Origin of the sequence: Nodosilinea sp. FACHB-131 (assembly GCF_014695395.1) — a bacterium.
GTDB lineage: Bacteria > Cyanobacteriota > Cyanobacteriia > Phormidesmidales > Phormidesmidaceae > Nodosilinea.
This window is the reverse complement of the sequence record NZ_JACJOF010000004.1, coordinates 75,490-100,253: the sequence shown is the minus strand read 5'-3', so window position 1 is coordinate 100,253 and position 24,764 is coordinate 75,490. Positions and strand designations below refer to the sequence as shown.

Here is a 24,764-nt window from a genome sequence, read left to right as displayed (position 1 = left end):
AAGCTCACGACAAGGCAGCTCTAGTTTAAATAGCTAGCGGCTCTGCAATCGCCCCCTGCAAATAGCCCAACCATTCCGTCAGGCTCTCCAGCTGCTTGTCGGGTTTGAGCACGCCTAGGCCGCGCACCACGACTTTGCCCCCGCTGTAGACAAAGCGCGTCTTTAAGTGGCTGGGCAGATTCTCGCTGAGCTTCTTCCATGCGGGTTCTTCCATCGGGGTTTCCATCACCACGTGCTGTTTGCCCTCAGGCTTGATGCGAGAGAAACCGGCGTGCTTGGCCACCAGCTTGAGTTGCAACATGCGCACGAGCTGCTCGGTAGCGTAGGGGATGGGGCCATAGCGATCGCTCAAATCCGCTGCAATCTGCATGAGCTCCACCTTGCTGTTGGCCGAGGCCAGGGAGCGGTATGCTCCCATCTTTTGCTCCAGGTCAGGGATGTAGTCGTTGGGCACAAAGGCGGTGACGTTGAGATCGACCTGGGTGTCTTCGACTTTGGGAATGTCTTGACCACGAATTTCGGCAATTTCCTCCTCGAGCATGTCCATATAGAGGTCGAAGCCGATCGCATCCATCTGGCCCGACTGCTCGGCCCCCAACAGGTTGCCGACGCCGCGAATTTCCATATCGCGCATGGCCAGCTGGTAACCAGAGCCGAGCTGGGTAAATTCTTGAATGGCGCGCAGGCGCTGGCGGGCTTTGTCAGTGAGGGATTTTTTGGGGTAAAACAGCCAGGCGTGGGCCTGAATGCCCGCCCGCCCCACTCTTCCCCGCAGCTGATAGAGCTGGGAGAGGCCAAAGCGGTGGGCGTCTTCGATCAGAATGGTGTTGACCCGAGGGATATCAAGGCCTGACTCGATGATGGTGGTGCAGAGCAGCACTTCGGCATCGCCGTTGCTGAAGGTGAGCATAGTCGATTCCAGTTCGCCTTCGTCCATCTGGCCGTGGGCGATCGCGATTCTCGCCGCTGGCACCATCTCGCGGATTTTGGCGGAGACCTCCTCAATGCCCTCAACGCGGGGCACCACATAGAACACTTGGCCGCCCCGATCCAGCTCTTGGCGGATAGCAGTGCGAATCGCTTCGGGATCGTGGGGCGACAGGTGGGTTTTGATCGGGCGACGCGACGGCGGCGGCGTAGTGATCAAGCTCATTTCGCGCACCCCAGATAGGGCCATATACAGAGTGCGGGGGATCGGGGTGGCGCTAAGGGTGAGCACATCCACCTGGGTTTTGAGGGATTTGATCCGCTCTTTCTGGTTAACGCCAAAGCGCTGTTCTTCATCCACCACCAGAAGACCCAGGCTTTTGAAGGCGACGCCTTTGCCGAGCAGCTGGTGGGTGCCGACTACCACATCGAGTTCACCCGTCTTCAGCCGCTGCAGAATATCTTTTTTCTCCTGCTGGCTGCGGAAGCGGTTGAGCAGCCCCACCTGGATCGGGTAGGGAGCGAAGCGCTCCTTCAGCGTGTGGTAGTGCTGCTGGGTGAGGATGGTGGTGGGGGCCAGCAGGGCCACCTGCTGCCCAGCAGTGACGGCTTTGAAGATGGCGCGTAGGGCGACTTCGGTTTTGCCGAAGCCGACGTCACCGCAGACCAGGCGATCCATGGGGCGATCGCTCTCCATATCGCGCTTGACATCCTGCACGGCCTTGAGCTGGTCGGGGGTAGCCTGATAGGGAAAAGAATCCTCTAGCTCCTGCTGCCAGGGCATGTCGGCAGGGTAAGAAAAGCCCTCCATCTTGGCCCGCTGGGCGTAGAGCCTGAGCAGATCCACCGCCACTTTTTGAATGGCTTTCTTGGCGCGGCCCTTGGTTTTCTCCCAGGCGGTGCTGGTCATTTTGTTGAGCACCGGGGCCTGGCCGCTGGCAGCCCGATAGCGGGAAAGCGAGCCTACCTGATCGGCAGCGACCCGCAGCAGCCCATCGGCGTACTGAATCACCAGGTAGTCGCGGGTTTCGTTATTGAGCACCAGGCTTTCGAGCTTGATAAATTTGCCGATGCCGTGGCTACGGTGGACGACAAAATCCCCCGGCTTCATCTTGTTGGGGTCGACTTGTTTGGAGGCAGCCCGCCGCCGCTTGCGCACGTAGCCGCCGGTCGCCAGGGTGTGCTGGCCAAAGAACTCGCGATCGGTCACCACCACAATGCGGAAGGTGGGCAGCACAAAGCCTTCTAATTCTGCCAACCCGGAATACTTGACCGCCACAGGCACATGCTGGGTGTGCAGCTTGTCGATCGCATTAAAATCCTTCGGGTTAGGAATGAACTGCGCCGGACAGTCGTGTTCCTGTAGAAGGGCGACAGAGCGAGACGGCTGAGCCGAGGCCAGCCAGACCGAGTATTTGCGATCGCACTCCTTGCGAATCGTTTCGGCTAGCTTGCCAAACTGGTGCGGAATCGCCTGCACCGGTCGGCTCGATAGGTTTAGGCCACTGTTGGCCTCGGCGATTTCAGATAGATCAATGCGGGGGAACACCTCGGCGTCGCTGAGGGTATCGAGGAAGGGGCGGTGAATCTTGGGTAGGGAGTAGGGGGTGGATGGGTGGATGGGTGGATGGGTGGATGAGTCTTCCTCCCCATCTCCCCCATCTCCCCCACTTCCCACTCCCCACCCCTGACTCTTCACCTCGTTCCAGTGGTCTTCGACATGTTCGAGCCAGCGATCGCTGTGGGCCTGGCACTGATCAACCTCATCTACCGCCATCAGGGTGTTTTCGGGCAGGTAGTCTAGCAAAGAGGCGGGTTGGGAAAAGGCTAGCCCCAGCCAGCGGCGGGTGCCTTCAGGGAGAATGCCGCTGGCTAGCCCTTCTTGAGCGGCTTCAGACAGCAGGCCTTCCAGTTTGCCCTGGGATCGCAACTGCTCGATGATCACTGGGCCATACTGGGTGGGGGTGAGCACCAAGTGGTCGACGGCATCGAGCGATCGCTGGGTGGCTGGGTCAAATTCCCGCAGGCGCTCTAGCTCGTCGCCAAACAGCTCTAGCCGCACTGGCAGCTCCGACGCCACCGGATACACGTCGATAATGTCGCCCCGCTGCGCCCACTGGCCCTCGGTTTCAACTATTGTCACGCGCTCATAGCCAAGGGTGGCCAATCGCTGACCTAGCGCCTTGAAGTTAATTTCCTGTTTCAGCTCTAGCCGCAGGCAGTAGGGTTCTAGGGCCGAAACCGGCGGCAGGTGAGGTTGTAGTGCCCGCTCGGTCGCGACTACCGCCAGCTTGCGCAACGGCGATTCTGACCCAGCAGCCCGCAGGGCCAGCAGCTCCGCCAAAACCTGTAGCTGCCCCCAGGTCATTTCTGACTCCTGGTCAAAGGGGTCGTAGGGGGAGGCTTCAGAGGTGGGGTAAAAGTGCACTGTGTCCCAGCCCATAGCTTCGAGCTGAGTGGCCCAGCGTCCGGCTTCTTCTAGGGTGGCGGTAATCACCAACAGGGGGCGCTGCTGAGCTAGGGCCAGGGCCGAGGACACTAACCCCTTAGGCAGTCGAGCGACGCCGTTGAGCACCAGTCGGCCCTGCTGGTCGAGCTTAGTTAGCAGTTCTCCAGCTAGAGGAGAGCGCTGCAGGGCACGGGTAATGGAAGAAAAGGCCATAGGACGCGCGACAGGGCAAAATTAGAAGCACAAAACCCCCTCAACTTTGCAAGCAGAGGGCATGAACAATCGGCCTTGGAGAGCCAGCCTCACGTTACTTATTTTAATAATGGCCAAGCCATTATGACAGCTTTGTGGAACTCTACGGAGCTAAAAGAAACGTTTCTGGGTCAAACACCTAAGTGCTTGACAGCGGGAATCGCGCTTGGCGGTTAAGCCCGCCCAGCTGAGTGTAATGGCCAGCAAATTCTATATTTGGGCGACAGATGACGCCGAGCATGCCCTAGTTGAGGGCTCTGTGTGCACTGATGTCAGCGGTTCGTCGGAGCAGCCTGGTGAGAGAGGCCACAGCGGGGCTACTGAGGCTGGCTAGCGGTCTCGCGGGAACGGGGTTTGGCCTGGTGCAGGAGCGATCGCACCTCGTCGTCGGAGGTTTGAGAAAATTCCTCGTACCAAAGCCCCACTGCGTAAAACGGTTGGGGAGTCTCGGCACAGATGATACGGTCAACGGCGGTTCCCACCGAGTCGCAAACCTCGCGGTCACCAACCGGGACGGCTACGATCAATTTCTTCGGGCGCTGCTGCTTGACGGCTTCAATAGCGACCTGAATGGTCGCCCCAGTGGCCAGGCCATCGTCAACCAAAATAACGATGCGATCGCGCAGATCTAGGGGAGCAAGATTGTCGCGATAAGCGTGCTCTCGCCGCCGGAGTTCCTCCTGTTCCTGCTGCACCACGACATCAATTTCTTCAGGTGTAATAGCCAAACGCCGAATTAAATCCTGGTTGAAATATAGGAAGTTGCCCGAGGCGATCGACCCCATGGCGGTCTCCCTAAACCCCGGTATCCCAAGCTTTCGTACAACCAGCACGTCTAGCGGGGCATCAAGGGCATTGGCCACCTGAGCCGCGACCGGCACTCCACCCCGGGGTAGCGCGATGACGATTACATCAGGCCGATTGGCGTAGGGCTGTAGGAGATTGGCCAATCGTTGCCCAGCATCAACTCTACTCTTAAAAAGCATGGCTTTAAGCTCAAAGAAGTATCACCAAATAGCTGAGACACGCAACGGCAATTGACAAAAATCTGTTGGATCAATGCCGTGTTCGCCCTTTCCACCTTTCAGCAACTTTTAGATTGGCAAAAAACTAGGTTTTTAGAGCTAATACTAAAAGTTTGGTTACATGGATAGATGGTATGGTGCCAAACTATTATCGGCTTCTTTCATTAGATGTATTCCTGAGGAAAACTGTGATTTTTTGTCGTTCAAAGGAGCAATTATTGTCAGCAATTAAGCAAGCAAACAAACTATAGAAATGTCTAAATTTTTATGAGGATGCGTTAAGCTAACGCGCCAGCACATCAACTCAAAAGTAACGGTGTGTCGAGCTTACAGCACAACACACCGAACACCAGCATTGGGTCAAGGTGACCCGCGCACTGATCCATTCAGGTCTAAATCTCAGGGTCAGTCGGTATAGATTCGCTCTACCGAGAAGGTGTCAATGGTGTCCTCAAAGCGGTTGAAGGTAACGCGCATTTCGTCATAGGCGCGGGCAGTAGAGACGCCCCCCGGCGTGGGGCACTGCACCTGCAATAGGGTTTGAAACGACTCGTAGGTTGCGTGGGTATACAGCGTTTTCTCGCAAAGGGGGCTGATAAAGCCTTCAATGGCAAGCTGGTTGAGTGCGGCTACTCCCATGGGACTTTGCAGCACAAAGCGCCAAATCAGCGCTTCATCCGCTTCGCTGGCGGGTCGCCAAACTCCTGGCAGAGTCGATGCTTCAGCGGTTTGGGCCAGGCTTGGTTCTGCCTGAGTGACCAGCGAAATGGCGGCCCCACCGGCAACCAGTAAACCGAGGCCAGCAGCTAGCCCAAACCACCGCGATAAGCCTATTTGTGTTTTCATAGCACTCTCTTGTAACTGTTGCCCCATTCTAGAAAAGCTAATAGGAGCAACAATCTGGGTTACCAGATTTGCAACAGCAAACCCCCGTTGCAACAAGGTCACAACGGGGGCAGAGACGGGCTAAGTAAGGTCTAAGCTGACTTGGGTACGAACTCTAGGGAAACCCCGTTCATGCAGTAGCGCTGGCCAGTGGGGGCAGGCCCATCGGGGAAGACGTGGCCCAAGTGACCACCGCAGTTGGCACAGTGCACTTCGACTCGAGTCATAAAGAAGGAGCGATCGGTGGTGGTAGCAATGGCGCCCTCGATGGGTGCATAGAAGCTGGGCCAGCCAGTGCCGCTGTTGAACTTGGTGTCAGAGGTAAAGAGGGGAGTGCCGCAGCCCGAGCAGTTGTAGGTGCCGGGCTCATAGACCTTGTCGAGGGGGCTAGAACCGGCTCGCTCGGTGCCGTGCTTGCGCAGTACGCGAAACTGCTCAGGGGTGAGCTGGTCACGCCATTCTTGCTCGGTTTTGTTGACGGTAAACTGTTCGTCGGTAGTAGCCATAGTATCCAGTTGATTAGAAAAAACTTCAGCGGTGAAATTGCTCAAAAGCCAGCTGCCGCCGACAACGGCGGTGCCCGCTTCCAGTAGCTTGCGTCGCTTCATGGCAGAGTAACGGTAGGGGTGTAAGGACGGCGATCGCCAAGCATGCCGTGGTCAGAACCTTGTTTTATTTAACTTAACGTATCTCTCCTGGGCAACGCTGATAGCGGCCTGAGAATTGGCGGCAATTCCCCTGAATCCCTTTTATTTAGTAGGCTATGACTAGGATTGATTCGCTTCAGGGATTGTCGCCGAGCCCTATGTCAGCTGTTACCTCTGTCTCATCTACTCGCCGCGACCGCGCCTGGCCCTTTTGGCCCCTAGTGCCCCTCTACCCCTACGGTCAGCGACCGACCCAGCGGGTAGAGGTGGTCAAAGACCTGGTGTGGACTTTTGAGCAGTTCCAGGGCATTTTTTACGTGGTTGTGCCGATTCGCATGACGGTGGTGCGGCTGGAGCCCACCGGTCTGCTGGTGTATTCCCCAGTGGCCCCCACGCCCGAATGCGTGGCCCTCGTGCGCGAGCTAGAAGAGCGCTACGGCCCGGTGCACTACATTGTCATGTCTACGGTGACGGGCATTGAGCACAAGGTGTTTGTGGGGCCCTTTGCCCGTCAGTTTCCCCAGGCGCAGGTATATGTGACGCCGAACCAGTGGAGTTTTCCGCTCAATTTGCCGCTGCCGTGGCTGGGTCTACCGCGCGATCGCACCCATATTCTCCCCGACGACAGCGCCCAGGCCCCCTTTGCCGACCAGGTTGACTATGCCCTGCTGCCCCCGATCGACTTGGGGCTAGGGCCCTTTGGCGAGACGGCCTGCTACCACCGGGCCAGTCGCACGCTGATGCTGACCGATGCGATCGTAGCCATCCCAGCGGAGCCGCCGGCGATCGTGCAGATCGACCCCTTCCCACTGCTGTTTCACGCCAGAGACAAGGCTACCGATGCGATCGTCGATACGCCTGAGAATCGCCGCAGAGGTTGGCAGCGCATTGCCCTGTTTGCCTTTTACTTTTGCCCTAGCACCCTGGAAGTGGCCACTACGGGAGAAATGTGGCGAGAGGCAAAGCAGGCCCCGGTGCGATCGCGCCAGCACTACTTCGGCTTCTATCCCTTTCGCTGGCGGTCTGACTGGCCTAAATCCTTTGAGGCACTGCACAACGATGGGCAGCTTCAGGTCGCTCCGATTCTCAAAACCTTAATCTTTAACCGGGGACCCGAAGTAGTTTTAGACTGGGCAAAAACAGTCGCCACCTGGCAGTTCGAGCGCATTATTTCGGCTCATTTAGAGGCCCCTATCGCCGCTACCCCAAGGCAGTTTTTAGAAGCATTTAATTTTTTACGGGCTGATCTATTTGCCAAAAACAATGCGGCTCTGCCAGCGGCCGATTTTGAATTGTTAGAGCAAATTGAAGCGCTGTTGCTCAGCCAAGGCATTTCTCGACCTCGTCAGTCAATTCTCAATTCTCCGGAGAGCAAAAAAGAGGCCTAAGGAATTCTGATCAGGGGCTGCGTTTTAGCATCACAGGCTTAAAAGTCTTTGCTCCATTCACCGTTCTCTACGTGATCACAGCGATTGAGACCGTGGGTGGCCTAGCGGTAATCTCTGCGGTTTCTAGCAGACTGACTTCTAGCTCTTTACTGCCGTCGCCTTGCAGGTAACGTTTTGGGAAACGGCGTTAACTAGCCGTTGCGAAGCGCGCTAAAGTTTCAAATGTTGAGCATCACTCAACATAGTCTGTGGCAATTTCGATCACCAACGAGACGTCGTCGATGGTGACGTAAAACTGGTTGGGGCGACAGCACACCTGGCAGTCTTCAATGTAGGACTGGGTGAGCCCAGCGGAGAGATCGACAAAGGTGGTGCTGATCTCGCCGCAAAAGGCGCAGGCGTACTCGGCGGTAGATTCCATAGGTAACAGTGGCTCAGAACTAACAGGAACATCTCAAGGGGCGACTCGTCCTCAAGAACTAGAGGTATTAGGGCGATCGCAGGCCTACGTCACCCTACCACTCTTCCCTGAGCCCGACTCGCAACAAGGGCACCCCTACTCAAGCATGTTTCTGGAGGTCGTGATGAAAGTTAGTCACTTAGCCGCTTTAGCGCTAGCGGTCATGCCGGTAATCGCCCTAGGGCAAGCTCCCATTGCCCAGGCCCAGCTGTTTGTGTCGTCGCCCATTCAGGCCATCACCCCCAACAGCGAAACCCTCTACCTCAACACCGACGCCACGGTTGAGAAGACCCTCCGGGTCGGGGCTGCCACCAACCTCAACGGGCGCAGTATTCCCGCTGGAGCCATTGTGCGCGGTCAGTTCGAGCCGGCGGAGGGCGGCGTGCGCTACGTCGCCACAGCGGTAGAGGTGGGCAACCAGGTCTACACCGTCAACGCCGTTTCTGAACTGCTGCGCGATATCAAAGACCCTAGAGAAACCAGCACAGGCGCTATTCTTACCGATGCCGGCATTGGGGCAGCGGGCGGGGCCGCTGTCGGCGGCATTCTCAGCGGGCGCGTCTCGGTGGGCAGCATTATCGGTGGAGCCGCAGCCGGGGCGATTATTGGCAATACGACCGCTCAGCGGGTGGTGGTGATAGAGCCCAACCAAACCCTCACCTTGACCTCTCGGTAACGTTTCCCTGCGGGGATGGGGAATGGCTTTGCTTAGCTACCGGAGTAAAGTTCTCGGCAGCTGAGCGCAGCTCAGACTTTGGGATGGCGACATTTGGCGTCGATGTCGGCCAGCTCGGCCTCGATCGCGCGGGTGCTAATCGCAATTTCGTAGAGCGACGTCAGCAGCGAAGCCACCAGCAAGAGTAGGCTGAGAGCAAACAGCACTTCCGCCAGCTGCTGCTGATTTAGGAATAGCCCCAGCATGGATAGCGTGCAGACAATAAAGCTCGATACCCCTAGAGCCTGCATCAGGCGAATCAGGGCAATCCGCTGACGCAGGTTAGCGATTTGGCGCTGCACCAAGCTTTGAAAGTAGTCGCGCTCAGAGCTGTGGAGCTGACGAATCAGCTGGGCCAGCACCAAAAAGCGGTTGGTATAGGCCAGCAGCAGCAGCGAAATAGCGGGAAATAGCAGCGCTGGGGTAGTTAGTTCCATAGCAAAAAAGGAGAGGACATCTTGATCGATATCCTCTCCCGATTAAGCCAGATAAACTCAATTGGACCGATTTGAGGTCCAAGGTAACAGGTGCAAGGGTAAGCCTCAAACCCTGTACCTGTTATCCTAAACCCGCTTACGCTTGGGCCGTAGCCGCCACTTCGCGATCAGCGGCGATCAGGCGCTCGTAGGTAGCGCGCATTTTGAGACCCACCAGCACCTGGAACAGACCACTACCGTTGGTCGAACCGGGGTACTCGCGGTGCTTGAGCAGCAGCTCAGTCATTTCGCCGTAGTACTTGGTAGAGGTGTTGCTGAGGTGGCTCTCGATGTAGATCAGCTCTTCGAGGCGATCGAACTGGCCGTCTACCTCTAGCACCGACACCTCGTGCCCGTAGTAGGAGTCAGGGCCGTAGTGCATGCGAATGCCGGGGTAAGAGCAGGTGAGCTTGCGCCCGCAGGGGATCCAGTCGATGGTAGAGCCTTCGTCGAAGAGGTAAACGGGGTCGAAGCCTTCGATGCCTTCCCGCTGCATGAGGCGCACCCGCAGCACCTTCTTCTCTTCGTCGTTGGGGATGAGCTGGGTAGGCAAAATTTGAATGACCACATCGGCATACTGCTTTTGAATGTCGATGTAGGCTTCAAAGTCGGGACGGCGGGCGTTGATAGAAGCCAGCACGTCTTCGTAGGTGTGACCACGCTCGGCCATGTCGCGCTGAATCTTCCAGGCGATTTTGACTTCGTCGCTGATATCTAGGTAAACGCTGAAGTCGATCAGGTCGCGCACGCGCTCGTCGTAGAGGGGGTGCAGGCCTTCAATGACGATGATGCGGTTGGGGTCAACCCGCTCGGGGGGATCGAGCTCACCGGTTTCGTGGTTATAGATCGGCTTGTCAATGCTCTTGCCTTCTTTCAAGGCTTTGATCTGTTCGTACATCAGATCAAAGTTGTTGGCTTTAGGATCGAGGGCGGTCACCCCGGCTTCTTTGCGCTGCTTGCGATCGAGGCTATGGTAGTCATCTAGGCAGATGACGGTCATGAGCTCAGCGCCAAACAGATCGCTCAAACGCCGCAGAAATGTCGATTTACCGCATCCAGAGTCACCGGCGACACCGATTAGAACTACCTTACCTGGCTTGCTAATCATAAGTTCCCCCTAAAACAACCTTATATACATAGAACCCAGCGCTGCAGCGCAGCAAAAGAAAGCCATTCCTAGACGTGAATCTGGTTTAGCCATTGCCTAACATCCCGAAACCAATCGGCCCAGGGAGTGAATGCCTTGCGACGTCGCGCCAGTGAAGCTCAGGACTTCTGAATAGAGGGAGTACCGAAATTTTCCCTAGCATTCAGACCACCACCGCTTGCCTGGCTGAGAATAAGTTACAGCCCAAGCGCTGACTCTTTTTATACTCCTCTGAAGCAGTTAAACCGCCCTAGGCACAAGACCATTCTGGAGGATAAGTATTTCTACCGCAATTAGTCTCATCCTATCAGAAGCCAGTATCCTTCACAACAGTTTTCGGTGGTGGGCGGATAGGCGACGGCCCAAGCTTTTTTTGCCGAGCGGAGATTTTTAGATTAACTTAACGCTCGCTGCTGCAAAGAACACAATCTTTCTATCAGGATATGACTAGAGTGCAACCATTACTGGGGCAAAGGCTGAGCGTGGGGATTAGTTGCAGTGCGCTCTATCTCCTAGTTCACGGCATTACACCGTCTTACAGTGATACCCTAAGCTAAAAGCATGTCTAGTGCTGCCGCCTTTAGATTGGTCCTAGGACTATCTGAATAGGTTCATTAGAGCATGCGCGACGGGTCATGACGGTGTGCCTCCGTCGCACTTAGTTGGGTCTAGAGAGTCACTGAAATTTAGATATGTACAATCCAAGTGTGAGCGGCGGCAACGCCAGTACTGAGGCCGGAAGCCGCTTGTTTCTATATGAGGTGCAGGGTCTGCGCCAGAGCGTAGAGAATGACCAGATGGCCAGCCCCATTCGCAAGAGTGGCAGCGTCTTTATTACGGTGCCCTACACCCGTATGAATCAGGAGATGCAGCGGATCACCCGCATGGGCGGCAAGATTGTGAGCATTCGCCCCATTGAAGAGGTGGGAACTGCTAGCAATGCTGTGCCTACGCCGATCACTGCGCCTGTGGTTGCGTCCGCCGAAGCTGTTGCCCCAGCTGAGACCGCGCCCACCCAAACCAACCATAAGTCCATGACTCAAGCCGAGCCCAAGGCCGCTGCTGCCAGCGTGCCCGTTAACCTCTATAAGCCCAACAGCCCCTACGTGGGCAAGGTGTTGTCGAATGAGCCCCTGGTTCGAGAAGGCGGGACGGGTATTGTGCAACACATTACCTTTGATCTGTCTGAGGGCAACCTGCACTACGTGGAAGGCCAGAGTATTGGCATTATTCCCGATGGCACCGACGACAAGGGCAAGCCCCATAAGCTGCGCCTGTACTCCATTGCCTCGACTCGCCACGGCGACAACATGGATGACAAAACCGTGTCGCTCTGCGTGCGCCAGCTAGAGTACAAGCACCCCGAGAGTGGTGAGACCGTCTATGGCACCTGCTCAACGTTTCTGTGTGGCATCGAGCCTGGGGCTGGTGTGAAAATCACCGGGCCAGTGGGTAAGGAAATGCTGCTGCCTGACGACCCTGAGGCCACCATCATCATGCTGGCGACGGGGACGGGAATCGCCCCCTTCCGTGCCTATCTGTGGCGCATGTTCAAGGAAGCCGAGCGCAAGAAGAACCCCGACTATCAGTTCAAGGGCCTAGCCTGGCTAATTTTTGGGGTGGCCTATACTGGCAACGTCCTCTACAAAGAGGAGCTGGAGCAGATGCAGGAGCAGTACCCTGACAACTTGAAGCTCACCTACGCCATCAGCCGCGAGCAGCAAAATGCTGAGGGCGGTCGTATGTACATTCAGCACCGGGTGGGCGAGCACGCTGCCGAGCTGTGGGAGCTGATGCAAAAGCCCAATACCCACACCTACATGTGCGGTTTGAAGGGCATGGAAGACGGCATTGACTCAGCAATGGCGGCGGAAGCTAGTAAGCACAACGTTGACTGGGTTGAGTTCCGCAAGCAGATGAAGAAAGAGCACCGCTGGCACGTTGAGACCTACTAAGGTTTTTGGTGTCCGTCAATAGTGGCTGAGGGCGATCGCTTATTTGCCTACATAAAAAAAGGAAGGGTTTAGCCCTTCCTTTTTTTGTGGCCGTTGGTATCTGCGCCCAGGGGGGACAACAATCCCTTTACAATTGGGCTAGCGATCGCAGTTAAGGAAGTCAGACCATTGGTGATGCGTGTCGGTTTGCTGGGGTTGGGGACGGTGGGGTCGGGGACGGCCAAGATTTTGCTGGATCCGGCCCATCGTCATCCGCTTGTGGGGCAGATAGAGCTGGCCCGCGTGGGGGTGCGCAGTCTAGATAAGCCCAGAGCGGTGGCGATTGAAGGCGATCGCCTCACCGTTGACCTGGAGAGCATTGTCAGCGACCCCACCATCGATGTGGTGGTGGAGGTGATGGGGGGGCTGGAGCCGGCGCGATCGCTGATTCTCAAGGCCATTGCCCACGGTAAGCATGTGGTGACGGCCAACAAGGCGGTGATTGCTCGCTACGGCGATGAGATCTTTACCGCCGCCAATGAGGCGGGGGTCTATGTGATGCTGGAGGCGGCGGTGGCGGGGGGCATTCCCGTCATTCAGCCGCTGAAGCAGGCGCTGGGGGTCAACCGCATCCGCGCGGTAACGGGGATTATCAACGGCACCACGAACTACATCCTGACTCGCATGCAGCGGGAGGGGGGCGACTTTGAGGCGATTTTGGCCGATGCCCAGCGCCTGGGCTACGCCGAGGCCGACCCCAGTGCGGATGTGGACGGTCTGGATGCTGCCGACAAGATTGCAATTTTGGCGTCGCTGGCCTTTGGGGGACGCATTAAGCTGTCGGAGGTCTATAGCGAAGGCATTCGCCATGTGACCGCCGCCGATATTGCCTATGCAGATCGGCTGGGGTTTGTGATTAAGCTACTGGCGATCGCCCGCCGTGATAGCGACTTCGACGAAACCTCTGATCAGGCACTGGATCAATTGCAGCTGCGGGTGCATCCGACGCTGGTGCCCGTGAGTCATCCCCTAGCGTCAGTTAGCGATGTTTACAACGCCATTTTGATTGAGGGCGACCCCGTTGGCCAGGTGATGTTCTTTGGCCCCGGAGCTGGAGAGGGGCCAACCGCCAGCGCCGTGGTGTCTGACCTGCTGAATTTGGCGGCAAACCTGCGGGCAGGGACGACGCCTCAATCGACTAACCCCCTGCTGGCCTGTAGTCATCAGCACTACTGCAAGGTTAGCCCCATGGCCGACATTGTCAGTCGCTTTTACGTGCGGCTGCTGGCGGAGGATGAGCCGGGGGTGATTGGCAAACTGGGGCTGTGCTTTGGCCGTCACCGGGTGAGTTTGGAGTCGATTGTGCAGATTGGCCAGCACGAGACGCGGGCGGAAATTGTGATCGTTAGCCATGAGGTGACGGAGGCGAATTTTCAGACTGCGCTGGATGAGCTGCGGGAGTATAAGGAGATTCACAGTGTGGCCAGTGTGCTGCGGGTGTTGTAGGGTGCATTCGCGACGTGGAATCCTATCCATGCTTTGATCTGACATCTGATGGACCGCAATGCACCGCTCACGGTATTGGGTATGTTGCTTGGCCTAGCGGCGCACAATTGGGGTCGCAGCCAAATCTGCTGCTGGGGCCATTTCGCTGGTCCCAGCCCCCCGGCTCCGCACGTCTTTCGGCCTACGAGAGGGACGTGCCGCCGTCCTTCACCTCACGGAAAGGAGGAATTGATCATCGGTTTAAACGTCTGTTCTGCAAATCGACTAGTTGGCAACTCAAGTGAGGAGCGTTGAACCGAAGAGTGGGTATCAAGGAGCATTCGTAGGGCAGGCATTGCCTACCAGCGGTTCACAGCGACGCTCATTCTGAATTGGGCTACATCCAAAATCGCAAATTTAAAGTTCGATATTGGGTTAGTTACACTTTAGCTTTTGCAGTTAGGGCATCTATGGCGAGTATTCAATCGGCGCGGCACCCCTTGCAGCGGTTATTGCGCTACGGGCGCAACTATCGGCCTCAGATCTGGGGGGCCGTGACCAACTCCGTTCTCAATACCATCTTCGACCTGGCCCCGCCCTACCTGATCGGTATCGCCATCGACGTGGTAACCAACAATGAAAGCTCGCTGATTGCCCGCGTGGGGATCACCAGCATTCCGGGACAGCTGGGGGTGCTGTCGGCACTGACGTTCTTGATCTGGACCCTGGAGTCGCTGAGCGAGTATATCTATGCGTGGCTGTGGCGTAACCTAGCCCAGAATTTGCAGCACGACCTGCGGATCGACACCTACAGCCATCTGCAAAGCCAGGATCTCAGCTATTTTGAAGACCGCAGCACGGGCGGCCTGCTGTCGATTTTGAACGACGACATCAACCAGCTGGAGCGGTTCCTCAATACCGGAGCCCATAATCTGCTGCGTTTTTTTACCACGGTGCTGTGGGTGGGAGCGACGTTCTTAATTCTGGCGCCGGGGGTGTCGTGGATGGCGATGCTGCCGATTCCCTTTGTGCTGTGGGGATCGATCGCTTTTCAGAAGCGACTGGCCCCTCGCTACGCCGAGGTGCGCGACAAAGCGGGTCTGATCAGCGGGCGGCTGGCCAACAACCTGTCGGGAATTGCCACGATTAAAAGCTTTACGGCGGAGGGGTATGAGCGCGATCGCGTCACCCTAGACAGCGATGCCTACCGCTACAGCAACCGCCGGGCGATCGCCCTCAGCGCCGCCTTTATTCCGCTGATTCGGATTTTCATTTTGGTGGGCTTTACCCTGATGCTGTTTTTGGGCGGTCTGGCAGTGGCCGACGGCACTCTGTCGGCGGGCACCTACGGCTTTATGGTGTTTATCATTCAGCGGCTGCTGTGGCCCTTTACCCAGCTCAGCGAAATTATGGATGAGTACCAGCGGGCGATGGCCTCGGTGCGGCGGGTGCTGGGCCTGCTGGATGAGCCGATCGAGCTGGTGCCTGGGCGCAACCCACTGCCGGTGGAACAGGTGCGCGGCGAGGTGCGCTACGAAAACGTCAGCTTTGCCTACGCCAACCGCCAGCCTGTTCTAAAGAATCTCTCCCTCCATATTCCTGCTGGGCAGAGCATTGGGGTGGTGGGAGCCACCGGCTCGGGCAAGAGCACTTTGGTGAAGCTGCTGCTGCGCTTTTATCAGCCCCAGCAGGGCCGCATTTTGGTCGACGGCCAGGAGATTCAAGACCTGCTGCCCCAGGATCTGCGCCGCTGCATTGGCCTGGTTAGTCAAGATGTGTTTTTGTTTTCGGGCACCGTGGCGGAGAACATTGCCTACGGCAGCTTTGATGCCACCTTCGACGACATCCTCCACGCCGCTAAGCTGGCGGAGGCCCACGAATTTATCGTGCAGATGCCCCAGGGCTACGACACCATTGTGGGCGAGCGGGGGCAGAAATTGTCGGGGGGCCAGCGGCAGCGGCTGGCGATCGCCCGCGCTATTCTCAAAGACCCACCGATTCTGGTGCTCGACGAGGCAACTTCGGCGGTGGATAACGAGACCGAGGCAGCGATCCAGCGATCGCTGGCGGTGATCACCCAAAACCGAACGACTCTGGCGATCGCCCACCGCCTTTCCACCATTCGCCACTGCCACTGCATCTACGTCATGGCCCACGGCGAAATTGTCGAACGGGGCCGCCACGAAGAACTGCTAGACATGAACGGCATCTACGCCAGTCTATGGCGGGTTCAGTCTGGCCTGCGCTAGCCTGAGCGGGAGACTTAATCGATGGGATTGCTGTCAATTCCATGTCCCTCACCGCCCCAGCTCCTCACGGTCTTGCCTATGTCCACTCCCCTGATCGAGTTTCGTCAGCTACAAAAAGTCTACGGCTCGGGCAACACCGAGGTACGGGCTTTGTGGGACGTGAATCTGTCAATCTACCCCGGTGAGTATTGCGCCATCATGGGGCCATCTGGCTCGGGTAAGTCGACCGCCATGAATATGGTTGGCTGCCTCGATCGCCCCACCGCAGGGGAATATTTCTTTGACAATCAGAACGTAGCCACCCTGGATGATGACGCCCTAGCCCTTATTCGCAACCAGAAAATTGGCTTTGTGTTTCAGCAATTTCATTTGCTGCCCCAGCTCACCGCGCGGGAGAATGTGGAGCTGCCAATGATCTACGCCGGGGTGCGCAGCGAGGTGCGCCACCAGCGGGCGACGGAGGCATTGGTGCGGGTGGGGCTGGGCGATCGCATCAACAACAAGCCTACCCAACTGTCGGGGGGGCAGCAGCAGCGGGTAGCGATCGCTAGGGCGATCGTTAACAACCCTCTCCTCCTGCTGGCCGACGAACCCACAGGAGCCCTAGATACCCGCACCACCGAGGACGTGCTCGGCATCTTCGCCGACCTCCACGCTGCAGGCATCACCGTTGTCATGGTTACCCACGAGCCCGATGTGGCTCGGGCCAGCCAGCGCATTATCTGGTTCAAAGACGGCAAAATTCTCAACGACCACCTCAGCCCCAACGATTTGGCCGAGTCTATTGCCTTAAGGTAATGCAAGCTGTTTCCAATTTACTCGCCTCACTGAACCCTTTAGCGTAGCCATCTATCGCTATCGCTGATGCTCTTTCAATAGTGTGTCCTATGCTAAAGTAAGGTATGCCGTATGACCTCATATCAAGAGAGCTTACTCGGTGAAAATTACCCTAGAGATTCCTGACGAAGCGCTTCAAGAGCAGACGCTCTCTCAAGCCGATTGGTTGCGAGAGATTGCCATTGCGCTGTTTCGGCAAGAGCTCATTACCTTAGGCACAGCCAGCGCTATTGCTGGAATGCATCAGATGGCCTTTCAAGAACTTCTGTTTGATCGTGGCATCGACCTTCATTACGGCTTAGCGGATTATCAAGCCGATATTGAAAGCTTGCGCAATAATTACTGGCGATGATTGTCATCAGCGATACGTCGCCGATCAGTAACCTTTTAAGAATTGAGCAACTGCACCTGTTGAAAGCACTTTATGGCAAATTGTTCATTCCTGAAGGTGTCTATCAGGAGATCAGCAGGTTGGAAGCTTTTGGTATTGAAACTTCCTGGCTACTGAAGACCGATTGGATTGTTGTTCAAGCAGTTCAAAATCAATTGTTGGTTACGGAATTGAAGGATGAGCTAGACCTAGGGGAAGCTGAGGCGATCGCATTGTCTATTGAAGTTGGCGGCGATCGCCTACTGATGGATGAACGTTTGGGCAGACAAGTGGCCCAACGTTTTGGCCTAAAGGTAACGGGGCTACTTGGGGTATTGGTCGCCGCTAAGCAGAGCGATTTGATTACTGAACTTAAGCCACTGTTAGATGCATTAGTTAGTCAAGCTAAGTTTCGGGTTCATCCTGACTTGTACCGCCAAATTCTGCAAGATGTCGGTGAAGCTTGATATCACATAGGAGGCCAAGCCTTTACCCGCAATGGCCAGGAATACTACTGACAGCTTAATTGCCCCTGCCTTTCTGCCCAGTTTTCTGAGGCTGGCAGCTGCCAATATCATCTCAAACCTGATGGTGCCCCTGGCGGGCCTCGTAGATACGGCCTTTCTCGGTCATCTGGACGACATTAGTCACCTGGGTGGGGTGGCCCTGGCCACGGTAGTTTTCAACGTGGTCTACTGGAGCTTTGGCTTTTTGCGCATGGGCACCACAGGTACAACGGCCCAGGCGCGGGGTCGGGGCGATGCCGAGGAACTTTGGCTGATCTTGCTGCGCAACGGGGCGATCGCCCTGAGTTTTGGGATGGCGATTTTGCTGCTTCAGGTGCCGATTCGCGACCTTAGCTTTGCCCTGCTCAGCGCTGAACCCGAGGTCAGAGCAGCGGGTATGGCATTCTACAACGCCCGCATTTGGGATGCCCCAGCAGTGCTGATGAATCTGGTGCTGATGGGCTGGTTTCTAGGCCGCGAAAAGGGTCGCCGGGTAATTGCGCTGTCGCTGGTAGGCAACGGCAGCAACGTGGTCTTCAACACTATTTTCATCAATGGTTTGGGCTGGGCCAGCACTGGGGCAGGGTTGGGCACTGCCCTCAGTCAGTACGTCACCCTGGCAGTGGGGCTGAGCCTCTTGGCTAGAGAAGGCGGCTTCCAAAAGCTTTGGGCAGTAGTGCCCCAGGGGTGGAATTTGCTGGCGATTAAAGGGCTATTTTTGCTGAACCGCGACATTTTGGTGCGCACTTTTGCCCTGGTGCTGAGCTTTGCGCTGTTTACCAATTTCAGCTCGGCTCTGGGCCGCGAAACCCTGGCGGCGAATACGCTGCTGCTCCAGGTGGTGACGCTCTCAGCCTACTTTATTGACGGCATCGCCTTTGCCACGGAAAGCTTTGCGGGGCGCTACTATGGCAGCGGCGATCGCACCCACCTGCGCCGTCTATTAACTTTGGGAGGATTCACCAGCATCGCCTTAGGGCTATCCTTCGCGCTGTCCTTTGTGCTGTTTCCAGCCCCGCTGTTTGGCCTGCTGACGGGCCATCAAAACGTGATCGCGATTGTCGAAGTCTACGTGGGGTGGTTGATTCCTGTTTTGGGATTGGGGGCGATCGCCTACATGCTCGACGGCTATTTTCTTGGCCTGACGGCTGGCCGCATATTGCGCAATGCCACGGTGCTGGCTGCGGGGGTTGGGTTTTTGCCTCTAGCCCTGCTGGCCCAAGCCCTCGGTAGTGCGCATCTGCTGTGGCTGGCCCTGGTGGGATTGATGGCGGCCCGCGCCCTCACCCTACTCTGGGCGGTGCCCAAATCTTTGGCCTAACCGCTGGTTTGTATTCCTACTCTTTTCTTACAACGTTTAGCTATAACTGATAGCCACAGCCAATCCCGCTCAGGATGATGGGGCTGATTTCTTCGGCTGAGGCTTCTATGGCGCTAAAAGAAGAGCTGTTTAATGAAATCTATGCGATCGATGAGGCAAATAATGCATACATGATCGAAGCTGCCCTCGACCACTACACCGATATTTTTAGCGAATGGGATCCTGCTCCCTTTAAACGGCGAGAACTCGATCCAGACTTGCAGTTTTATTTAGAAAGTAGCGCGGACGAAATTCCGCGAAAGTACGACCTTGAGGTGTGTTTTACCTTGCCCCCTAGCACCCGCGACGAAGCCATGGAGCAAGAGGTCAGAGCCGGGTTGAGAAACAGCGTCGACTTTAAACTCTACCTACTCAAAAAAGAAATTAGGCTGCTCAACACCCGCACTGCCCGCTACGTGGTTGCGGGCTTAGGCACGCTTTTGGCAGCCCGACTGGTAGAACCACTGGACATCAACATATTCACCTCTGTACTCACCGAGGGGTTGTTTATTGGCGGCTGGGTGTTTTTATGGGAAGCGGTTTCTCTCTTCTTTTTCTCAAATCGAGATCTATACAACCGCTATCGCACCTACAAGCGGTTGCGCAATTCTGAAGTTATCTTTAGCGAAGCGGCGTAGAGTATAGACTCGGAAAAACCGGGTTTCTATGGCTTAAGAATAGGCTGATAAACTCATCAGAAACCCGGATTTTGCTTCGGGCTACCCCCGGCTGGCCACCGAGCTGCGCTGATTGAGAATCGCCTGGTGAGCCTGCTCCCAGTGGTGGGCCGCAATGCGAATCTGGCTGGGGTCGGTCATACCCTGGGCGCGGTATTCGCGCACGGCTTCGAGGGCCGCCTGGTTGCTGAGCAGAGCCAGGTCGGCACCGTTCCAGCCGTCGGTGCGGGTAGACCAGTCGTTGAGATCGACGGCGACCAAAGGGCGATCGCTGTTGTGCACCTGCAAAATCGCCAGCCGCCCCGCCGCATCGGGCAGGCTGATCTCGAGCTGAAGGTCGATGCGTCCGGCGCGCAGAATGGCGGGGTCAAGGGCACTGGGGCGGTTGGTCGCCCCAATTAGCAGTACGTTGGTGCAGCTCTGGAGACCATCCAGCTCAGTGAGGAGCTGGCCGACGACACGATCGCTCACCCCAGAATCTCCCTGGTACTGGCCTCGGGCGGGCACCAGGGTGTCAATTTCATCAATAAATATTACGCAGGGCGCGGCCTGGCGGGCTTTGGCAAACAGCTCGCGCACCGCCTGCTCGGCAGCACCGACCCAGCGGCTCAGCAGTTCTGGCCCGTTGACGGCGATAAAGTTGGCCCGAGCCTGAGCGGCTACAGCCTTGGCCAGCAAGGTTTTGCCGGTGCCCGGTGGCCCCCACAGCAGCAGCCCTCGAGGCGCTTTAGCCCCCGTTTGGGCGTAGAGTTCGGGGTAGAGCAGCGCCCCTTCCACCGATTCTTGCAGAATCTGCTTGACGGAGTCTAAGCCGCCAATGTCCTCCCAGGCGATCGCAGGCGACTCTACCTCCACCGATCGCAGCACTGAAGGCTTGATTTCTTTAATTGCCTGGAGAAAGTCGGTGTGCACCAGGGTCATGGTGTCGGGTACGGGGCCAGCCAGATCTGGCACCTGACGGCGCAGGGCAAAGTAGGCAGCCTTTTGGCAGAGGGCCTTGAGGTCGGCCCCAACCATGCCAACCGCCAGATCGGCGATCGCATCCAAATCCACGCCATCTAACGGCATGTCGCGGGTTTGAATTTGCAGAATCTCGCACCGACCCTGGCGATCGGGCACGCGGAACTGCACCTCGCGATCGAAGCGACCCGGGCGGCGGAGAGCAGGGTCAATGTGGTCGGGCCGGTTGGTGGCGGCCAGCACGATCACGCCCTTGGTTTGGGCAAAGCCATCCATCAGACCCAGCAGGGTGGCGACCAGGCGCTTTTCGACCTCGCCTTCGACCTTGCTGCGATCGGGGGCCAGGCTGTCGATTTCGTCGATAAATACCAGGCAGGGTGCCGCTTTTTTGGCCTTTTCAAAAATGGCCCGCAGGCGCTGCTCCGCCTCGCCGTAGTATTTGCCCATTACCTCAGGGCCAACGATGGCAATGTAGTTGACCCCCAAATCTTCGGCCAGGGAGCGCGCGGTGAGGGTTTTGCCCGTGCCGGGAGGGCCAACCAGCAGCACGCCGCGCGTGGGCTCTAGACCCAGCTTGGCCAGCACGTCGGGGCGCTTGAGGGGAATTTCCACCAGTTCGCGCAGCTCTTGCAGAGTGGCGGAGAGGCCACCGACATCGCCCATAGTGGGGTGGTGGGGGGAGGATGGGTGTGGGGAAGATGGGGAGGATGAGGGAGTTGGGTAGGAACCCTCGCTGGGGGGTGGTGTGATGATGACTGCTTCGACAGCGGGATCATTCTCAATGTCAGGGGCGCTGGGGTTGCGGTTCATGTGGCTGACGCCGATGTTGGGGATGTTGCCCTGGCGGGGAATGCTGCCCATGCTCCGAGCGTTGATCTGCACGTTGGTTTTGAGCTCGCCGCTTTCGGCTTTTTCTTCTAGCGTTTTAGCCAGTTCGAGCAGTTGTTCAAAGCCTTTGAAGAAGTCATTCATGGGCGTTACTCATCACAGGTTGGGGCTGACAGCGAGGGGATAGGTGCCGCTTAGCGTTCCCCAGACCTAAGGGTTCACTCCCAATCCGCAAAACCGCTGCGTCCTGCCCCAGTCGTTATAAAAATTGAGAAACAACGTTAAGCCGTGATGTCACCCTGCCCTAGAGGCTCAGGGCGCTGTAGCCACCCAAAAATACCAGCCACACCATCACCACCAGCCAGTGCATGGCCGCAACCACCCACCAGGAGCCCGACTTCCAGTAGGCAATGGTGCAGATCAGGCCCAGCAGGGCAGCCGACAACAAAAATACCGGGTTGCTAAAGGTAGCAAAGGCCACGGGGTAGAGGGTCATGGCATTGAGAGGATGCATGACGACAAACAGACCCAGCATAGGCAGCCCCAGCCGCCAGCGGCGGCGATCGCTCATGATCTCGGTTGGGTGGGGCAGCAGCAGCACCCGCCAAAACCCCTCTTCGAGCAGGGCGGGCACCAACAGCACCCGCGCCGCCAGCCGCAGCCCATCACCCCAGGTAATATCGGCCAGGGTGGGGGCCAAAAAATGGCTGCGCAACCCCAGGGGAATCGTCACCAGCCCCAGCGCCACCGTTAGCCCAGCCGCTAGCATCCAGTCCTGAGCCGGTGGCCAAGTAGTTGCAGCCTGCCGCAACCGATGCAGGGTAAGCCGGAGGGCAATATAAGCGCTAAGGCGAAGGTGTTGCAACGGTACCAATGCAGTAGTGGTAGCAAACGATGGCGGCCTTCCTAAGCAGGTTGGCAACCTGAGCCAAGGGAAAGCATCAGCGCAATCAGGGTGACGGTCCCCCAGAGCGCCTACTTCCATAGTAAACAGATTGATTAGGGGGTGGTGTGATGAAGGCTGCCATCTGCTGCTGCCCCTAAATCAGCCGCACCCGGTTTAGACTGCGTGGAGAAAAGTCAGGAGAACTAGCTACTGAATACGAGATTTGAGCGTAACTAAATTCAAGCATCTTTAAAGATTGGGGCATGCTAACAAAGACGTTCTTTTAATTTGACGCTGGTTCGACGGGTGTTGCCAGCTCACTCTGGCAAGGTCAGAAATTCTTAAGATGAAGTTACTAACCGCGTCATGCCTTTGCCCGCAGAGTCCGAGCCCCCCGCTAAGTTAGAAGCATCCCCGTCAGATCTTGGCGGGGACACTGCTAGTGCGAAGGAAGTAGGGGTTAGCCTGCAGCTAGACTCAGCCCTGCCCTGGAGCATCTTTGAGGCCGCCCTTGATGCCATGCTGATTACTGATGACGCCGGGTATTATCTGGCGGCCAACCCAGCGGCCTGTGCACTGCTAGAGCTGCCTGAGGCAGACTTAGTTGGGCGACGAGTGGCCGATTTTTTGCTGTTGGGCGAAGAGTTTGAGACGGTTTGGCAGGATTTTTTGGCGGCGGGGCAGACGCGGAGGGAACAGCAGCTGCGGCTCGACAACGGCACTATCAAAACGGTGGAGTTCGCGGCGACAGCTCACGTTCAGCCAAATCATCACCTGTCGATTTGGCGGGATATTAGCGATCGCAAGCAGTTTGAAACCGAGCGCGATGCTCTGTCTCGGCAGCTAGAGCAGTGGGTCATTAGCAGCTCTGAAAAATTAGAGATCACCCAGGCCGAGCTGCGATCGCAGCAGCAGCGCATCGACAGCATTCTCAACTCGCTGGAGTGCGTGGTGTGGTCGGTTGATCCCTTAACCCTGGAAACCATCTACGTCAACGCCGCCTCCACTGACCTCTACGGCCACCCCCCAGAGGCTTTTTTAGCCGATGCTGACCTTTGGTTTAACTGCATTCATCCCGACGATTACCCACTGCTTTTGGCAGATATTGAGGCCCTGAGCTACCAGGGCAAAATTGATCGGGAGTACCGGATCTTTCGTGCCGATGGCACCATGTGCTGGGTGCGGGGGCAGGCCCGCCTGGTGCGCGATACTGACGGGACCCCCCTTCGCATTGACGGCACTACGCTGGATATCAGCGATCGCAAACGGGCCGAGTTTGCCCTCAGAGACCACCAGGCCACCCAGCAGGCCCTGCTCGAAGCCATCCCCGATCTGATGATGCGCATCGACGAAAACGGCAACATTCTCGACCTGATTTCGGGCGGCGAGATTACCCTCTATGGCCCTATTGCCCCCGATCGCGGACAATCGCTTTACGTCAACTTTCCTGAGGAGCTGGCCGACCAGCGCATGCACCACGTGCGGGTTGCCCTATCTACGGGCACCCGTCAGCGCTACGAACACACTATTGAAATCAACGGCGAACTGCGCCACGAAGAGTCGCGGATAGTGCCCATCAGCCAAAACGAGGTGCTGGTGATTGTGCGCGATATTACCGAGCGCAAGCGGGCCGAAGTCACCCAGGCCGACCTCAACCAAAAGCTCAAGCTGGTCAATGCCGAACTCAACCGGCTGGCCACCGTCGATGGTCTCACCGAAATTGCCAACCGCCGCAGTTTTGATCAGGCCCTCGACCTGGAATGGCAGCGGGCCCGCCGCCAGCAAAAATATTTGTCGCTGATTCTCTGTGACATTGATTACTTCAAGCCCTACAACGACAACTATGGTCACTTGGCAGGTGATGACTGCCTGCGCAAAGTGGCCCAGATGCTAAGCACTGTGGTCAAGCGGCCAGGCGATCTGGTCGCCCGCTACGGCGGCGAAGAATTTGTGCTGCTGCTGCCCGATACCACCCTTGATGGCAGTATTGAAATTGTCGAAAAAGTTCAGGCGGCGATCGCCCAGTGCCCGCTGCCCCACGATTATTCGAAGGTGAGCTCAAACTTAACCCTGAGCTTTGGCCTCGTGTGCCACTGCCCCGCCGTCAAAGAGCACTCCCCCAGAGAGCTCATCCATCGCGCCGACCTAGCTCTCTATGAAGCCAAGGCCCAAGGCCGCAATCGGTACGTGGTGGGCGACAGCTTTACCTAGTAGGTTGTCCAGCTAAAGGTGACAGATTGTTTGGGTTTAAGGGTCAAGGGTTCAGGGTCTAGGGTTTAGGGTCACGACATGCCTTAAACC

General features: G+C 57.0%; 20 protein-coding genes. 11 read left to right on the top strand and 9 right to left on the bottom strand.

Annotated features, from left to right (window positions below; genetic code table 11):
* Nucleotides 1-25: 25 nt before the first annotated feature.
* The 4 genes from mfd to msrB all read right to left on the bottom strand — a co-directional run bounded on the left by mfd (nt 26) and on the right by msrB (nt 6,146).
* Nucleotides 26-3,589: a transcription-repair coupling factor gene (gene mfd, locus H6F75_RS01310; protein ID WP_190748475.1), complete on the bottom strand. Its 3,564-nt coding sequence runs from the start codon at nt 3,587-3,589 to the stop codon at nt 26-28.
* A 356-nt stretch (nt 3,590-3,945) separates the two neighbouring features.
* Nucleotides 3,946-4,614, bottom strand: coding sequence for a phosphoribosyltransferase (locus H6F75_RS01305; protein ID WP_190748473.1), 669 nt, complete (start codon nt 4,612-4,614; stop codon nt 3,946-3,948).
* Nucleotides 4,615-5,058: 444 nt separating this feature from the next.
* A complete protein-coding gene (locus tag H6F75_RS01300) occupies nt 5,059-5,499 on the bottom strand; it encodes a hypothetical protein (protein WP_190748471.1) in 441 nt (146 codons plus the stop codon).
* A 131-nt stretch (nt 5,500-5,630) separates the two neighbouring features.
* Complete coding sequence (msrB, locus tag H6F75_RS01295; protein ID WP_190748469.1) at nt 5,631-6,146, bottom strand: peptide-methionine (R)-S-oxide reductase MsrB; 516 nt, start codon at nt 6,144-6,146, stop codon at nt 5,631-5,633.
* Between the two features lie 197 nt (nt 6,147-6,343).
* On the opposite strand from msrB, the gene H6F75_RS01290 reads away from it, so the two are divergent.
* Complete coding sequence (locus tag H6F75_RS01290; protein ID WP_190748466.1) at nt 6,344-7,573, top strand: DUF4336 domain-containing protein; 1,230 nt, start codon at nt 6,344-6,346, stop codon at nt 7,571-7,573.
* A 232-nt stretch (nt 7,574-7,805) separates the two neighbouring features.
* Here the strand turns inward: H6F75_RS01290 and H6F75_RS01285 are convergent, their stop codons facing one another.
* Entirely contained in the window at nt 7,806-7,994 is a 189-nt protein-coding gene (locus H6F75_RS01285; protein WP_190748464.1) for a CPXCG motif-containing cysteine-rich protein, read from the bottom strand.
* Nucleotides 7,995-8,157: 163 nt separating this feature from the next.
* Between H6F75_RS01285 and H6F75_RS01280 the strand changes: the two genes are divergently transcribed.
* A complete protein-coding gene (locus H6F75_RS01280; RefSeq protein ID WP_190748462.1) occupies nt 8,158-8,709 on the top strand; it encodes a hypothetical protein in 552 nt (183 codons plus the stop codon).
* 71 nt (nt 8,710-8,780) lie between these two features.
* Here the strand turns inward: H6F75_RS01280 and H6F75_RS01275 are convergent, their stop codons facing one another.
* Both H6F75_RS01275 and H6F75_RS01270 read right to left on the bottom strand, forming a co-directional pair.
* A complete protein-coding gene (locus H6F75_RS01275) occupies nt 8,781-9,185 on the bottom strand; it encodes a DUF2721 domain-containing protein (protein ID WP_190627451.1) in 405 nt (134 codons plus the stop codon).
* 136 nt (nt 9,186-9,321) lie between these two features.
* Nucleotides 9,322-10,332 carry a phosphoribulokinase gene (locus tag H6F75_RS01270; protein WP_073608680.1) on the bottom strand — a complete coding sequence of 337 codons (1,011 nt, stop codon included), beginning with the start codon at nt 10,330-10,332 and terminating at the stop codon, nt 9,322-9,324.
* Between the two features lie 731 nt (nt 10,333-11,063).
* Between H6F75_RS01270 and petH the strand changes: the two genes are divergently transcribed.
* From petH to H6F75_RS01230, 8 genes are all read left to right on the top strand, one after another.
* Nucleotides 11,064-12,326, top strand: coding sequence for a ferredoxin--NADP reductase (gene petH / locus H6F75_RS01265; RefSeq protein ID WP_190748460.1), 1,263 nt, complete (start codon nt 11,064-11,066; stop codon nt 12,324-12,326).
* A 174-nt stretch (nt 12,327-12,500) separates the two neighbouring features.
* Nucleotides 12,501-13,811 carry a homoserine dehydrogenase gene (locus H6F75_RS01260; protein ID WP_190748458.1) on the top strand — a complete coding sequence of 437 codons (1,311 nt, stop codon included), beginning with the start codon at nt 12,501-12,503 and terminating at the stop codon, nt 13,809-13,811.
* Nucleotides 13,812-14,260: 449 nt separating this feature from the next.
* Nucleotides 14,261-16,039, top strand: coding sequence for an ABC transporter ATP-binding protein (locus tag H6F75_RS01255; protein WP_190748455.1), 1,779 nt, complete (start codon nt 14,261-14,263; stop codon nt 16,037-16,039).
* Between the two features lie 78 nt (nt 16,040-16,117).
* A complete protein-coding gene (locus H6F75_RS01250; RefSeq protein ID WP_190748454.1) occupies nt 16,118-16,837 on the top strand; it encodes an ABC transporter ATP-binding protein in 720 nt (239 codons plus the stop codon).
* A gap of 139 nt (nt 16,838-16,976) precedes the next feature.
* A complete protein-coding gene (locus tag H6F75_RS01245) occupies nt 16,977-17,228 on the top strand; it encodes a UPF0175 family protein (RefSeq protein ID WP_190748452.1) in 252 nt (83 codons plus the stop codon).
* Nucleotides 17,225-17,713 (top strand): DUF3368 domain-containing protein, encoded by a 489-nt coding sequence (locus H6F75_RS01240; RefSeq protein ID WP_190748451.1) that lies wholly within the window; start codon nt 17,225-17,227, stop codon nt 17,711-17,713. Before H6F75_RS01245 ends, H6F75_RS01240 begins: the two co-directional genes overlap by 4 nt.
* Before the next feature lie 31 nt (nt 17,714-17,744).
* Nucleotides 17,745-19,073, top strand: a complete 1,329-nt coding sequence (locus H6F75_RS01235; RefSeq protein ID WP_190748450.1) for an MATE family efflux transporter — start codon at nt 17,745-17,747, stop codon at nt 19,071-19,073.
* A gap of 107 nt (nt 19,074-19,180) precedes the next feature.
* A complete protein-coding gene (locus H6F75_RS01230; protein ID WP_190748449.1) occupies nt 19,181-19,750 on the top strand; it encodes a hypothetical protein in 570 nt (189 codons plus the stop codon).
* Nucleotides 19,751-19,831: 81 nt separating this feature from the next.
* On the opposite strand, the gene H6F75_RS01225 is transcribed toward H6F75_RS01230, so the two are convergent.
* Both H6F75_RS01225 and H6F75_RS01220 read right to left on the bottom strand, forming a co-directional pair.
* Complete coding sequence (locus tag H6F75_RS01225; protein ID WP_190748448.1) at nt 19,832-21,721, bottom strand: AAA family ATPase; 1,890 nt, start codon at nt 21,719-21,721, stop codon at nt 19,832-19,834.
* 160 nt (nt 21,722-21,881) lie between these two features.
* Nucleotides 21,882-22,442, bottom strand: a complete 561-nt coding sequence (locus H6F75_RS01220) for a CPBP family glutamic-type intramembrane protease (RefSeq protein ID WP_190748447.1) — start codon at nt 22,440-22,442, stop codon at nt 21,882-21,884.
* 387 nt (nt 22,443-22,829) lie between these two features.
* Between H6F75_RS01220 and H6F75_RS01215 the strand changes: the two genes are divergently transcribed.
* Nucleotides 22,830-24,674: a diguanylate cyclase gene (locus H6F75_RS01215; RefSeq protein ID WP_190748445.1), complete on the top strand. Its 1,845-nt coding sequence runs from the start codon at nt 22,830-22,832 to the stop codon at nt 24,672-24,674.
* Nucleotides 24,675-24,764 lie beyond the last annotated feature (90 nt).

Bases quoted from the DNA above. Each gene is read 5' to 3' on its own strand.
- mfd (WP_190748475.1), bottom strand. From the start codon at position 3,589: ATGGCCTTTTCTTCCATTACCCGTGCCCTGCAGCGCTCTCCTCTAGCT.
- H6F75_RS01305 (WP_190748473.1), bottom strand. From the start codon at position 4,614: ATGCTTTTTAAGAGTAGAGTTGATGCTGGGCAACGATTGGCCAATCTC.
- H6F75_RS01300 (WP_190748471.1), bottom strand. From the start codon at position 5,499: ATGAAAACACAAATAGGCTTATCGCGGTGGTTTGGGCTAGCTGCTGGC.
- msrB (WP_190748469.1), bottom strand. From the start codon at position 6,146: ATGAAGCGACGCAAGCTACTGGAAGCGGGCACCGCCGTTGTCGGCGGC.
- H6F75_RS01290 (WP_190748466.1), top strand. From the start codon at position 6,344: ATGTCAGCTGTTACCTCTGTCTCATCTACTCGCCGCGACCGCGCCTGG.
- H6F75_RS01285 (WP_190748464.1), bottom strand. From the start codon at position 7,994: ATGGAATCTACCGCCGAGTACGCCTGCGCCTTTTGCGGCGAGATCAGC.
- H6F75_RS01280 (WP_190748462.1), top strand. From the start codon at position 8,158: ATGAAAGTTAGTCACTTAGCCGCTTTAGCGCTAGCGGTCATGCCGGTA.
- H6F75_RS01275 (WP_190627451.1), bottom strand. From the start codon at position 9,185: ATGGAACTAACTACCCCAGCGCTGCTATTTCCCGCTATTTCGCTGCTG.
- H6F75_RS01270 (WP_073608680.1), bottom strand. From the start codon at position 10,332: ATGATTAGCAAGCCAGGTAAGGTAGTTCTAATCGGTGTCGCCGGTGAC.
- petH (WP_190748460.1), top strand. From the start codon at position 11,064: ATGTACAATCCAAGTGTGAGCGGCGGCAACGCCAGTACTGAGGCCGGA.
- H6F75_RS01260 (WP_190748458.1), top strand. From the start codon at position 12,501: ATGCGTGTCGGTTTGCTGGGGTTGGGGACGGTGGGGTCGGGGACGGCC.
- H6F75_RS01255 (WP_190748455.1), top strand. From the start codon at position 14,261: ATGGCGAGTATTCAATCGGCGCGGCACCCCTTGCAGCGGTTATTGCGC.
- H6F75_RS01250 (WP_190748454.1), top strand. From the start codon at position 16,118: ATGTCCACTCCCCTGATCGAGTTTCGTCAGCTACAAAAAGTCTACGGC.
- H6F75_RS01240 (WP_190748451.1), top strand. From the start codon at position 17,225: ATGATTGTCATCAGCGATACGTCGCCGATCAGTAACCTTTTAAGAATT.
- H6F75_RS01235 (WP_190748450.1), top strand. From the start codon at position 17,745: ATGGCCAGGAATACTACTGACAGCTTAATTGCCCCTGCCTTTCTGCCC.
- H6F75_RS01230 (WP_190748449.1), top strand. From the start codon at position 19,181: ATGGCGCTAAAAGAAGAGCTGTTTAATGAAATCTATGCGATCGATGAG.
- H6F75_RS01225 (WP_190748448.1), bottom strand. From the start codon at position 21,721: ATGAATGACTTCTTCAAAGGCTTTGAACAACTGCTCGAACTGGCTAAA.
- H6F75_RS01215 (WP_190748445.1), top strand. From the start codon at position 22,830: ATGCCTTTGCCCGCAGAGTCCGAGCCCCCCGCTAAGTTAGAAGCATCC.